This window comes from Endozoicomonas sp. Z74 (assembly GCF_057680865.1).
Map to the genome: position 1 here is coordinate 1 of NZ_JBLYZI010000062.1, position 12,995 is coordinate 12,995.

The following is a 12,995-nucleotide window of genomic DNA, read 5'->3' on the forward strand; positions in this document are numbered from 1 at the left end:
CATTTTTGCCAGAAAGCGCTCTTTGCGGGTGGTTCTGCGTTTATGGACAAACTCACTGTCTGCGAAACTAAGCTGGCTCATGGACAGAAACTCAAGCTGGAAGCGATGGGAGTATTATCTCATGGCTAGGGACTTAATCGCACCTTCCCTATCAGCACCATGAATTTAAAAACATTGGCAATACATATTTCACTCTCAATGATGAAAATCATTTAAATTATGTGATGAGTAAAAATCTGTGTAACGCTGGGTAAACCAGTCTAAGAAATTCAATCCGGACAAGATGTGAACCCCCTCTGAGCTGCAGGGCTAGACAAAGTATCAATCAGTGGGTTTCTGAAGTATTAATCCAGGCACCCACCGCCAATCTATTCTCAGTCTTCCTTGACCATTTCTGTGAAGTCTGACCACTGCTCAACCCTGAAAGCCCTAATATCCCTTACAGAGGCAGGAAACCATTAAAGCAGTAATGGCGCGAAATAGATTGGCCATATTTTCGTCTTCGGTCATATAAAGGCTTCCTTGTACCCGGTTGAAGCCAAGACGGGACAACGTAGAACCTATCTCAATATAAGCCTGCGGTACCCCTTTAGGGTGATGTTTTTCGGTTTCAGCAACGACAAGATCAAAGGCAATAGCGTACATCAGTGGGCTACCGGATCATTTTTGATATTTGAATACCTGTATTCAGTTTCTTCACCTGACTCAGGTACCTGAATCAGTACTAACCAGTCATCCCCGTCAACCGGACGAAGAGGAGCGACAATTTTGTATGCTGGGCCTAACTCACCAAACCGGCGATATTGGCCGATCAGTTGAGGAGCCGGAAATGATTGGTGGGGCATATGCGGTCTCCTTGCTATCAACCTGCTCGTTTAACGGTTAAGAGTATGGTGTTGAGAGAATCCTTTCAAGAATAGTTTTTGATAGTCTGAAAGCCAGCGTTTTCTGCCAGGTTCAAATACCGAAGACGTTCTCTTGTGATAACCACAGAAGCCCTCTTCTTTGCTGATCGGCAAACTCAACCAATCGCCCTAAATCAACGATGAGCCAGAAACCAGCAATCCATTGTTGTCCCCGTATAGATAATGCCCTGGAATAAAATCCACTCCGTGAAAGCGAAGAGGCAGCCCGGTCTCTCCCTGGCCTTTTTTATCGGTTTTCATGGGGTGGGTGTTCAGGGCCTGAACGCCAATATCCAGCTGGGCGATAACATCCACATCCCGGATGCACCCATAGACAACAATCCCCTGCCAGCCATTGCTGACTGCTTTTTCCGCCAGCATATCCCCCAGCAAGGCACGCCGCATGGAACCACCGCCATCCACCACCAGAACTTTGCCGTGGCCGTCCTGGGCCACCTGTTCCCGGACCATGGAGTTGTCTTCAAAGCACTTGATGGTGACGATCTTTCCATAAAAGAGAGAGCGGCCGCCGTAGTTTCTGAAGCCTGGCTCAGCCACCTGGATGTGTTCAGGAAAGTCATCACAGAGATCAGGGGTGGTAAATGACATTATTCTTCTTCCACAGCAATTCTGAATCAATGATATAACCATAAAGTCCACAAAGAGCACAGAGGTTTGACCCTGTTTCTTTGTGACCTTTGTGGCTTTTCTTTAAAAGGCTCCCGGGATTAATGAATCACTCCGCAAGATAGAGCCAGGTTTCCAGCACCGAGTCTGGGTTCAGGGATACCGTCTCAATCCCCTCCTCCATCAACCAGCGAGCCAGGTCAGGGTGATCACTGGGGCCCTGGCCACAGATGCCGATGTACTTGCCCTGCTCCCGGCAGGCCTGAATGGCCATGGACAGTAACTGCTTGATGGCCGGGTTACGTTCGTCAAACAGGTGGGCGATCAGGCCAGAGTCCCTGTCCAGTCCCAGGGTCAGCTGGGTCATATCATTGGAGCCGATGGAAAAGCCGTCGAAATACTGGAGGAACTCTTCCGCCAGCAGCGCATTGGCGGGCAGCTCGCACATCATGATGATCCGCAGTCCCTGCTCACCCCGGCGGAGACCGAAGCCAGCCATAATGTCCACCACCTGACGGGCTTCCTCGGGAGTGCGGACAAAAGGCGCCATCAGTTCAACATTGGTCAGTCCTAGTTCCTCCCGAACCCTTTTCATGGCCCGGCACTCCAGCTCGAAGCAATCCCGGAAATCTTCAGAGATATAACGGGAGGCGCCACGGAACCCAAGCATGGGGTTTTCCTCGTGGGGCTCAAACATTTTCCCCCCCACCAGATTGGCGTATTCATTGGACTTGAAATCCGAGAGTCGCACGATGACTTTTTCCGGGGCAAAGGCTGCGGCGATGGTCGCCACCCCTTCCACCAGTTTCTCCACATAAAATTCAACCGGGTCCTGATAACCAGCCATCCGTTCGTCAATCTGGCTTTTGACATTCCCTGGCACTCGTTGGTAATTCAGCAGCGCCTTGGGATGAACACCAATCATCTTATTGATGATGAACTCAAGGCGTGCAAGCCCCACACCGGCATTGGGCAGCCGTGAGAAACTGAAAGCCCGGTCCGGGTTGCCTACGTTCATCATGATTTTGAAAGGCAGGTCTGGCATCTGGTCCAGATCTTTCTTCTGGTGCTCAAAGGGCAGTTCACCTTCATAGATAAAGCCCGTGTCCCCTTCTGCGCAGGAGACGGTCACTGACTGCCCGTCTTTCAGGACCCGGGTAGCATCACCACAACCGACCACCGCAGGAATACCCAGTTCCCGGGCAATGATAGCAGCATGGCAGGTGCGCCCCCCACGGTTGGTAACGATAGCGGATGCCCTTTTCATCACCGGCTCCCAGTCCGGATCGGTCATGTCCGTCACCAGCACATCCCCTTCCCGGACCCGGTCCATATCCTCCAGGTCACTGACCAGGCAAACGCTGCCCTGGCCAATGCGCTGGCCAATGCTGCGCCCTTCGGCCAGGACACTCCCCTGCTTCAATAACCGGTAACGTTCCAGGGTCCGGCTCGTGCTACGACTCTGCACTGTTTCCGGTCTGGCCTGAACCACGTACAACCGCTGGTCATCCCCATCCTTGGCCCACTCGATATCCATTGGACAGCCGTAGTGTGTCTCGATGGCCATTGCCTGGCGGGCCAGCTCCAGAACATCATCATCGTTGATGGAAAACTGCTGGCGGTTATCCAGGTCCACATCCACTGTCTGCACTGAACGCCCGGTCTCACCAGCATCACCGTAAATCATCTTGATGGCTTTGCTGCCCATATTACGTCGCAATATCGCGGGACGATTTTCCTTCAGCGCCGGTTTATAGACATAAAACTCATCCGGGTTTACAGCCCCCTGAACAACAGTCTCCCCCAGTCCATAGGATGAAGTGATAAACACCGCATCACGAAAACCGGACTCGGTATCCAGGGTGAACATCACGCCTGAAGCCCCGGTCTCACTTCTTACCATTCTCTGGATACCCGCTGATAGCGCTACATCCCGGTGATCAAAGCCCTGGTGCTCCCGGTAAGAAATAGCCCGGTCGTTGAAGAGAGAGGCAAATACTTCACGCACCGCCCTGAGCACATTCTCCGCCCCGCGGATATTCAGAAAGGTTTCCTGCTGGCCTGCAAATGAAGCGTCAGGCAGGTCTTCAGCAGTAGCAGAGGAGCGAACCGCCACGGCAAGGTCGCCCTGGCCTCCACAGAGTTCCTGGTAACTGTCGACAATGGCCTGTTCAAGTTCTGGGCGGAATGGTTCTTCCATAATCCACTGACGGATTTTTGCACCGGCCCGGGTGAGCTGCTGGATATTATCAATATCCAGCTCATCCAGCAGTTGATGAATCCGGTCATAAAGTCCTGAATGTTCCAGGAAATCGCGATAAGCATCTGCTGTGGTAGCAAACCCCCCGGGTACCTGGACACCCGCCTGACCCAGATGGCTCAGCATCTCCCCCAGAGAGGCATTTTTCCCCCCCACTCTGTCAACATCACCACTGCCCAGGGTGTTCAAACCCACGACCAGCTCCGGTAATACAGCCCTGTAAAGGCCGTTGCTCGGTGAATTGCTCAAACCACTCTCCTGCCGATATCGGTAAAATGCCACAAAAGTCTGGAAAATTATTCTGCAACGGTTTCGTGGGTCTTCAGACGCCGTTCCCAGGGGGGCCAATAACCGACTCCTGGGACAACCGATCAAGGAAAACAGGGCTGAAATCACCTGCCACTGTTCTAACCCTGAGCAAAGTTCGGTATAGTTTGTTTGAAAATGTTTGTAAATGGAAGTGTTTGTTTGTTCTTTTTTGACACTGACATTACTTCAGTGCAAAGCGCACCGGGCAGGATTCCTTTTACACCTTTCGCAATGCCACTATGAACAGGTATAAGTGGGGAGCCGCCATGGGCAGCGTTGTTAACCACGAATCTTGATGGAGTATTTTGTGCAACGATCCGTTTTTTTTATTTCCGACGGCACTGGCATTACTGCCGAATCTTTTGGGCAGAGCCTTCTGGCACAGTTTTCCGGGCCTGAATTCCAGCATCATACCCTCCCTTATGTGGACACCCCGGAAAAAGCGGCAACCGCCCTGTCTCAAATTTCTGAGGCTGAGCAACGGGAAGGGGTCAAGCCCATTTTGTTCATGACAGTACTTAATGAAGAAATCAGCCAGTTAATGCACGCCAGCGGTGGCTATATCATAGACCTGTTTGCCACGTTTCTGCCGGGACTGGAATTAGAACTGGGCTCGCACCCCCTCTACCGGATTGGCAAAAAGCGGTCAACCACCAGCAGCGACACCTATCACCGACGTATTGAGGCGGTTCAGTTTGCCCTGGATAATGATGACGGGGTGAGAACCCGGCATTATGAAAAAGCGGATATCATTCTGCTGGGCGCGTCCCGCTCTGGCAAAACCCCCACCTGCATTTACCTCGGGTTACAATTCGGTATCTTTGCCGCTAATTACCCCCTGACCGAAGAGGATTTTGACCAGGGCATCCGCTTGCCAAAATCCCTGATGCCCTTCAAAGGGAGACTTTTTGGACTCACCATCAACCCGACCCGGCTGTCGGGTATTCGTAATGAGAGACGCCCCAACAGCCCCTACTCTTCCATCAGGCAGTGTCAATATGAAGTTCAGTCAGTGGAGCGGATCTACCAGCAGGAGCGGATCGATTTTATCGATACAACGGAGTTTTCCGTTGAGGAAATTGCCACCCGCATCATGGATCAGGCCCGGCTGGCGCGCCGCTTGAAATAAAGCATTGTTGTGATGGGCTCGGTGATTTCCACCCTTGTGATTCTGACTTTTATGAGTCTGGAGGTTAATTTTTGCCCATCCCGGACGATGCTGTTACCAGGATTTATGAAAAGGAATGTCACCATGAGCGGACCCATTCAACCCTCATCACAGCCCGGCCCCGTCAGCAGCTCAACGGCACAGCCAGACGCCGGGAAAGTAGCCAGTGGTTCCGATGGCGTCAGAGAGATAGGAGCTCAGCAACCCGCACGGCAACTGGATAATTTGAAAAATCGACCTTTCGGAAAATCCCTCCGGGAGCGAATGGTTTCCAAAACCGTTCCGGATGCCAAAGGGGGAAAAACCAGGAGCACCGGGAAAAAACACGTCATGGCGCGTCTTCAGGAAACCGTCACGCAACTGAAAGTTCCGGGATTCCGGCAGTCCAAAGACCAGGCTCTGATGTTGTCCACCAATGCGCTAAGGTCGATGACAAAACAGTTGGGAAATACAGGGGCTGACAAGGAGCTGAAAGGCAACCTTGAAGCCCTGATGAACACCCCGGTTATAAAAAAGCCACAACTGTTGACACTGTCTGAGGCCAGTCAGCCTGCAAAAACCGTCAACATTGTGATGAGCGCCCCCCAGCGGCAGGAAATGGAACAGAATGTTGCAAAGGCCCTTGATCAGGCAAAGATGGCTATCTGGTGTCATCAAGGAGCCACCCGTCAGGAGCCTGTTCCTACCTCTGAGCCGACCCAGGCATACAACCGCCAGCCAATCACTGCTGACGGCACTTACCATCCAATGGACTATACATCAAAAAAAATTATCGATAATGAGAAAAAAAGTGACCGCAAGGGGGTTGATGGCCGCTATGCCGATGCCTCAGATGTTGCTTCCATCAAGGGTTGGAATAAAACCTATGCCCGTTCCAGCCATGGGGGAACCATTATCTTTGACGATAAAATGCGGCCGCTCAACCCTACCGGAGCCACGGGAGTGGAAGGCCGTGGTGAGCTGGGCCTGTGGGGACCTAACCATGCGGCCGACAACATCATCACCCGGACCAATGACGAGGGGGAAGTGGAAGTCCTGCTGATCTTCCGAAAAAGAGATAAACAGTGGGCACTGCCTGGAGGCATGGTGGAAGGAGAGAAAGACATACTCAATGTCGCTCTTAAGGAGCTGGCAGAGGAGGCGCTGGCGACGGGAGGCGGTTCCGGAAGAAAAGATCTCAGCAAAACTGCCATCGAAAACAAAATGCAGGAACTGAAACAGTTTGAATGCTTCCAGAAGGCCGCAAACACCTTTAAAGGCGTGGTTAATGACCCCAGAAATACCGATAACGCCTGGATGGAAACCGAGTCCTGGGCTGTGCACCTAACGCCGGATGTGGCCGGTCAAATCAACCTCCAGGCAGGGGACGATGCCGCGGATGTGAAATGGATGGCTGTCACCGAAGACAACCTGAACGGACTCTATGCCAGCCATTCACAGATTGTCAGAACCGCCCCTGTTATTCAGGAAACATTGAAGCATCAGCAGGGGCTGAAGCAACAACAGAGGCCAGCGGACGGGGGCTAACGCCGCCGCCCCATGAAAAGAAACGTTAGAGTTTTGTCAGAGCAGGAATAAAGACCTGCCCTTCCATCAGCACCCGGGCACTGCGGCTCATGATCGCTTTGGTAACAGACCATTGCCCATCATTGAGCACAGCTTCTGCCCCAACTTTCAAGGTACCCGAAGGGTGGCCAAAACGGACTGAATTGCGTTCACCGCCACCGGCTGCCTGGTTAACCAGGGTTCCCGGTATTGCCGCCGCCGTACCAATGGCTACTGCAGCGGTTCCCATCATGGCATGGTGAAGTTTACCCATGGAGAGCGCTCTGACCAGCAGGTCGATATCCTCTTCAGAGACTTCTTTACCACTGGAAGAACGATAGCTTTTGGGTTCAGCAACAAAAGCGACTTTAGGCGTGTGCTGTCGGGTAGCAGCGTCTTCAATACGACGGATCAATCCCATTCGCAGAGCCCCATGGGCCCGGATGCTCTCAAATAGCGCCAGGGCCTTGTTATCTCCATTGATCGCTTCCTGAAGCTCTGTTCCCTGGTACCCAATGTCTTCGGCATTGACAAAAATGGTGGGAATACCGGCATTGATCATGGTCGCCTTTATAGTCGCCTTGCCATTCCCCATGCCGGGGACTTCAAGGTCATCCACAAGGTGACCGGTGGGAAACAGTGATCCTTCACCGTCCGCAGGATCCAGAAATTCAACCTGAACCTCGGCGGCGGGAAAAGTGACCCCATCCAGTACAAAGTCACCGGTTTCCTGTACCGCACCGCCCGTTATTGGCACATTGGCAATAATGGTTTTCTGGATATTGGCCTGCCAGATCCGGACTGTAGCGATACCATTATCCGGGATCCGCCCTGCTTCAACCAGGCCGCTTCGAATGGCGAAAGCACCAACGGCCGCTGTCAGGTTTCCGCAGTTGCCACTCCAGTCCACAAAGGGTTTATCAATGGAAACCTGTCCAAACAGATAGTCCACATCATGATCCGGCTGAGCACTTTTTGAGAGGATCACGGTTTTGCTGGTGCTGGAAGTGGCGCCCCCCATGCCATCGATCTGTTTACCATAGGGGTCGGGGCTGCCTATTACTCTGAGCAATAACGCATCACGGGCTTCCCCCGGCACCTGGGCCGCTTCAGGAAGGTCCGTGAGATTGAAAAAAACGCCTTTGCTGGTTCCGCCCCGCATATAGGTGGCGGGGATTTTTATCTGTGGAGGATGAGCCATATTCAACAGCTCCTTCTGTAATAAGAGTGAATGGTTGGCCCTTCCCATAAAGGGCCAACATGAGGGGCATCAGGCAGCCGCTTCAGATTCAAGGAAGTCCCTGGCAAAGCGCTGCAGAACACCACCCGCATCGTATACGGATACTTCTTCAGCGGTATCCAGACGACAGGTTACCGGAACTTCAAGCGTTTCACCGTTCCTGCGGTGAATCAGCAGCGCCAGGGTTGCTCCCGGAGTCCGTTCACCCACTACATCATAGGTTTCAGTGCCATCGAGCCCAAGGGTTTTCCGGGTGGTACCGGCCTTGAATTCAAGGGGCAGCACTCCCATCCCCACCAGATTGGTTCGATGGATTCGCTCAAAACCTTCCGCCACAATGGCTTCCACTCCAGCCAGCCGGACCCCTTTGGCAGCCCAGTCCCGGGAGGACCCCTGACCATAATCCGCTCCGGCGACAATGATAAGGGGTTGCTTCCGCTCCATATAGGTTTCAATGGCCTCCCACATCCGGGTTTCTTTCCCTTCCGGCTCAATGCGAGCAAGAGAACCCTGCTTCACCTCACCCTGATCATCGAGGCACATCTCGTTCAGCAATTTAGGGTTGGCAAAGGTGGCCCGTTGAGCCGTGAGGTGATCCCCACGGTGGGTGGCATAGGAGTTAAAGTCCTCTTCCGGCAGTCCCATTTTTGCCAGGTACTCACCGGCGGCACTGCTGCCCAGTATGGCATTGGAAGGCGACAGGTGGTCGGTGGTAATGTTGTCACCCAGCAGTGCCAGGGGACGCATTCCCTGCAATGTCCGCTCACCGGCGAGAGCCCCTTCCCAGTATGGAGGTCGGCGGATGTACGTGCTCATGGGGCGCCAGTCGTACAGGGGGCTTTCCGCGGACTCGGCTTTCCCCAGATCGAACATGGGAATGTACACCTGATTGAACTGCTCCGGCCTGACAAACTCATTGACGATGGCATCAATCTCTTCATCGCTGGGCCAGATATCGTTCAGGGTAATGGGTTGCCCGTTCGGACCGGTACCCAGGCTGTCTCTTTCAATATCGAAACGAACAGTACCGGCAATGGCATAAGCCACCACCAACGGCGGCGAAGCCAGGAAGGCCTGTTTGGCATAGGGATGAATCCGTCCATCAAAGTTCCGGTTACCGGATAAGACCGCCGTCGCATACAGATCCCGGTCAATGACTTCCTGCTGAATCTTCGGATCCAGGGCGCCACTCATGCCGTTACAAGTGGTGCAGGCATAGGCAACAATGCCAAACCCCAGCTTTTCCATTTCCGGCAGCAGACCCGCTTCTTCAAGATAGAGCCGGGCCACCTTGGAGCCCGGAGCAAAGGAAGATTTCACCCAGGGTTTGCGGATCAGGCCCAGTTCATTGGCCTTTTTCGCCACCAGGCCGGCGGCAACCACATTACGGGGGTTACTGGTATTGGTACAGCTGGTGATGGCGGCAATGATAATCGCGCCATCGGGCATTTCACCAGGGCGCTCTTCCCAGGTTCCCGCCACTCCCCGGCTTTGTAATTCATCGGTGGGCAATCGTCGATGAGGGTTGGATGGGCCTGCCATATTGCGGCACACCGTAGAAAGGTCAAACGTCAGCACCCTTTCGTATTCCGCACTGCCCAGGTCATCGGCCCATAGCCCGGTGGTTTTTGCATACTCCTCAACCAGGCGGACCTGCTCGGGCTCCCGTCCGGTCAGTTTCAGGTAGTCGATGGTCTGTTCATCGATGTAGAACATCCCGGCGGATGCCCCGAACTCCGGCGTCATGTTGGATATGGTGGCCCGGTCACCAATGGTGAGATTGGCGGCCCCTTCCCCGAAGAATTCGAGATAGGCAGAGACCACCCGCTCTTTTCTCAAAAACTCGGTCAGCGCCAGTACAATGTCGGTAGCTGTGATGCCCGGCTGACGCTGGCCAACCAGTTCAACGCCAACGATATCCGGCAGCCGCATCATGGAGGGCCTGCCCAGCATGACCGTTTCCGCCTCAAGTCCTCCGACCCCGATGGCGATCACCCCCAGGGCGTCCACATGGGGGGTATGGCTGTCAGTTCCCACGCAGGTGTCTGGATAGGCGACACCCTCACGGGCCTGGATCACTGGCGACATTTTCTCCAGGTTAATTTGGTGCATGATGCCATTCCCTGCGGGAATCACATCGACATTTTCAAAAGCGGTTTTGGTCCATTCGATAAAGTGAAAGCGGTCTTCGTTACGGCGGTCTTCAATGGCCCGGTTTTTTTCAAAAGCGTCGGGGTCAAAACCACCGTGCTCAACGGCCAGGGAATGGTCCACAATCAGCTGGGTGGGGACCACAGGGTTGACTTTGGCAGGGTCTCCCCCTTGTTCTGCAATGGCATCGCGGAGACCCGCAAGATCCACCAGTGCCGTCTGGCCAAGAATGTCATGACAGACCACTCGGGCGGGATACCAGGGAAAATCCAGGTCACGTTTACGTTCGATGATCTGTTTAAGGGAGTCAGTCAGAGTATCGGGATCGCAGCGGCGCACCAGCTGCTCCGCCAGCACTCTGGAAGTATAAGGCAGTGATTGATAAGCCCCGGGCTGGATGGATTCGATGGCCTCACGGGTGTCGAAATAATCCAGCCCTGAGCCGGGCAGAGGTTTACGAAAGGCAGTGTTCATACGTCACAAATCCACCGGGAAGTAAGGTGTCAATGGGGGTCTTCAGGCCCGCTTTTTTTTACCTCGTTCCCACGCTCCTCCTTGGGAATGCATAGCGTGGGAACGAAGAGATCGCCAGACCATAAGAGGTCAGGGCCGGTTTTCAATATCCACCCACTCTGCGCTTTCCGGACCGGTGTAATCCGCAGAAGGCCGGATGATCCGGTTATTGGCGCGCTGCTCCATGACATGGGCCGTCCAGCCTGAAACCCGGGAGCAGACAAAGATAGGAGTAAACAGCTTGGTGGGAATACCCATAAAGTTGTAGGCAGAGGCGTGGAAGAAGTCGGCGTTGCAGAACAGCTTTTTCTCCCGCCACATCACCGCTTCTACCCGCTCTGACACCGCATACAGGTACTCATCACCCACCTGTTCCGAGAGCTTCTTTGACCACTCCTTGATAATGGCATTACGGGGGTCAGACTCACGATAAATGGCATGGCCAAAGCCCATGATCTTGTCTTTGCGGGCCAGCATACCCATGATTTTCTCTTCGGCCTCATCCGTGGAACGCCAGTTTTCAATCATGGCCATGGCGGCTTCATTGGCCCCACCGTGAAGCGGGCCTCGCAGAGAGCCGATAGCTCCGGTGACACAGCTATGAATATCAGAAAGCGTGGAGGCACAAACCCGGCCGGTAAAGGTCGAGGCATTAAACTCATGCTCTGCATACAGCACCAGTGACGCATGCATTACCTGAACGTGCAGAGGGTCCGGCTTTTTATTGTGCAGCGTCCACAGGAACTGCTCAGCAATGGAATCCGCTTCAGTGTCCACGTCAACACGGATGCCGTTGTGACTGAAGTTATACCAGTAGTTGATCATGCCGGGGAATACTGCCAGCATCCGGTCAATATGATTCAGCTGTTCAGAGAAACCCTGTTCGGTTTCCAGGTTGCCCAGCATGGAACACCCTGTACGCATGACATCCATGGGATGGGCATCGGCGGGGATCTGCTCCAGAACGGTTTTCAGGGCATCAGGCAGAGAACGCATGTTTTTCAGGCGGGCCTTGTAGGCATCCAGTTCAGCCTGGTTGGGCAGCTTTCCGTACAACAACAGGTAGGCGACCTCTTCAAACTGGGCTTTATCGGCCAGCTCTTTGATGTCGTAGCCACGATAGGTCAAGCCGGAGCCGGTTTTGCCCACGGTACACAGTGCGGTTTCTCCAGCAGACTGACCTCGCAGGCCGGCACCACCCAGTTTCTTCTCTGCCATGATACTTCTCCGTTTTTATAAGGTTTTTTTGAAAGTTTACAGGCATCTTCAGATGCTATGGACATCAACCGACAGCCACTTTGCCGGCTTTTGAACGGGACCGGGATATTGTCAGGTTTACAGGGGACAGAAGCTTCCCTCAAATTGATTAGGTGCAGGCTTCCCGCTACCCGGTCCTCTTTTTATCAGGGATTCAGAAACTCCTGGGTTTTCACCAGCTGCTCCCGCTCCTGGAAGGTCATCATGCCATCGGCAATGGCACCACTGTTACCATCGCGCTTGATCACATTGAGCACTTCCCGCATGGCGGTGACCGCTGCACGCTGCAGATCTGAAGGAATAATAATCAACTGGTAACCCATGGCTTTGAGGTCTTCTGTGGGCACCAGAGGCGTTTTGCCACTGTAGAACATATTGATCAGCTTGGGGCCAGGAGCCTGTTCAGCAATGGCTTCGATCTGCTCAATGGTCTGGGGCGCCTCTACAAACAGCATATCGGCTCCCGCATCCACATAAGCCCTGGCGCGGTCAATGGCATCCTCAAACCCGGTCACGGCAATGGCATCGGTTCGGGCGATCACAGTGACGTTGCCGGCATACTTTTTAGCAACGGACACCTTCTTGCACATCTCATCCACGGACACCAGTGACTTGCCATCCAGGTGGCCACAGCGCTTAGGAAACTCCTGATCTTCCAGATGGAAAGCGCTTACGCCGGCATTGCGGAACAGTTCGACGGTTCGTTTGACATTCACTTCATTGCCAAAACCGGTGTCCGCATCGGCAATGACCGGCAGGGAGGTGGCTTCAACGATCTGGCGAACCCGGTCAACCACTTCAGTTAACGTCAGCAGCCCAATATCCGGTACCCCGGTACTTCGGGCAATGGCGCCGCCACTGGCATAGAGGGCCGAAAATCCTGCCTCTTCTCCCAGCCTGGCGGAAATACCATCGTACACACCCGGAGCCGTCACAATACCCTCCCGGGCAATGAGGCGGCTTAATGAATTATCGTTTTCACTCATGATATTACCTCTACTTCTTGTTGTTGTGGTTTAA

At 53.7% G+C, this 12,995-nt stretch carries 10 protein-coding genes; 2 read left to right on the forward strand and 8 right to left on the reverse strand.

The window, feature by feature from the left end; genetic code table 11:
• Nucleotides 1-429 precede the first annotated feature (429 nt).
• The 4 genes from ACNRUY_RS16860 to ppsA all read right to left on the reverse strand — a co-directional run bounded on the left by ACNRUY_RS16860 (nucleotide 430) and on the right by ppsA (nucleotide 4,041).
• The gene (locus tag ACNRUY_RS16860) at nucleotides 430-645 is read right to left on the reverse strand and encodes a hypothetical protein (protein WP_488112817.1); all 216 of its coding nucleotides are present in this window, start codon (nucleotides 643-645) and stop codon (nucleotides 430-432) included.
• Nucleotides 645-845 (reverse strand): DUF5397 family protein, encoded by a 201-nt coding sequence (locus tag ACNRUY_RS16865; RefSeq protein WP_488112818.1) that lies wholly within the window; start codon nucleotides 843-845, stop codon nucleotides 645-647. Before ACNRUY_RS16865 ends, ACNRUY_RS16860 begins: the two co-directional genes overlap by 1 nt.
• Nucleotides 846-1,034: 189 nt before the next feature.
• Entirely contained in the window at nucleotides 1,035-1,514 is a 480-nt protein-coding gene (gene rraA / locus ACNRUY_RS16870) for a ribonuclease E activity regulator RraA (RefSeq protein ID WP_488112819.1), read from the reverse strand.
• Between the two features lie 127 nt (nucleotides 1,515-1,641).
• Nucleotides 1,642-4,041 carry a phosphoenolpyruvate synthase gene (gene ppsA / locus ACNRUY_RS16875; protein WP_488112820.1) on the reverse strand — a complete coding sequence of 800 codons (2,400 nt, stop codon included), beginning with the start codon at nucleotides 4,039-4,041 and terminating at the stop codon, nucleotides 1,642-1,644.
• Nucleotides 4,042-4,408: 367 nt separating this feature from the next.
• Here ppsA and ppsR point away from each other — a divergent pair, with 367 nt between their 5' ends.
• Together ppsR and ACNRUY_RS16885 are read left to right on the forward strand one after the other, a co-directional pair.
• Nucleotides 4,409-5,230 (forward strand): posphoenolpyruvate synthetase regulatory kinase/phosphorylase PpsR, encoded by an 822-nt coding sequence (gene ppsR / locus ACNRUY_RS16880; RefSeq protein ID WP_488112821.1) that lies wholly within the window; start codon nucleotides 4,409-4,411, stop codon nucleotides 5,228-5,230.
• A gap of 123 nt (nucleotides 5,231-5,353) precedes the next feature.
• Nucleotides 5,354-6,796, forward strand: coding sequence for an ADP-ribose pyrophosphatase (locus ACNRUY_RS16885; protein WP_488112822.1), 1,443 nt, complete (start codon nucleotides 5,354-5,356; stop codon nucleotides 6,794-6,796).
• 25 nt (nucleotides 6,797-6,821) lie between these two features.
• Here the strand turns inward: ACNRUY_RS16885 and prpF are convergent, their stop codons facing one another.
• From prpF to ACNRUY_RS16905, 4 genes are all read right to left on the reverse strand, one after another.
• On the reverse strand, nucleotides 6,822-8,015 hold the full coding sequence (prpF, locus tag ACNRUY_RS16890; RefSeq protein ID WP_488112823.1) for a 2-methylaconitate cis-trans isomerase PrpF: 1,194 nt from the start codon (nucleotides 8,013-8,015) through the stop codon (nucleotides 6,822-6,824).
• Nucleotides 8,016-8,084: 69 nt separating this feature from the next.
• Nucleotides 8,085-10,679, reverse strand: coding sequence for a Fe/S-dependent 2-methylisocitrate dehydratase AcnD (gene acnD, locus ACNRUY_RS16895; protein WP_488112824.1), 2,595 nt, complete (start codon nucleotides 10,677-10,679; stop codon nucleotides 8,085-8,087).
• A 129-nt stretch (nucleotides 10,680-10,808) separates the two neighbouring features.
• Nucleotides 10,809-11,936, reverse strand: coding sequence for a bifunctional 2-methylcitrate synthase/citrate synthase (prpC, locus tag ACNRUY_RS16900; protein ID WP_488112825.1), 1,128 nt, complete (start codon nucleotides 11,934-11,936; stop codon nucleotides 10,809-10,811).
• Nucleotides 11,937-12,121: 185 nt separating this feature from the next.
• On the reverse strand, nucleotides 12,122-12,961 hold the full coding sequence (locus tag ACNRUY_RS16905; RefSeq protein ID WP_488112826.1) for an isocitrate lyase/PEP mutase family protein: 840 nt from the start codon (nucleotides 12,959-12,961) through the stop codon (nucleotides 12,122-12,124).
• Nucleotides 12,962-12,995 lie beyond the last annotated feature (34 nt).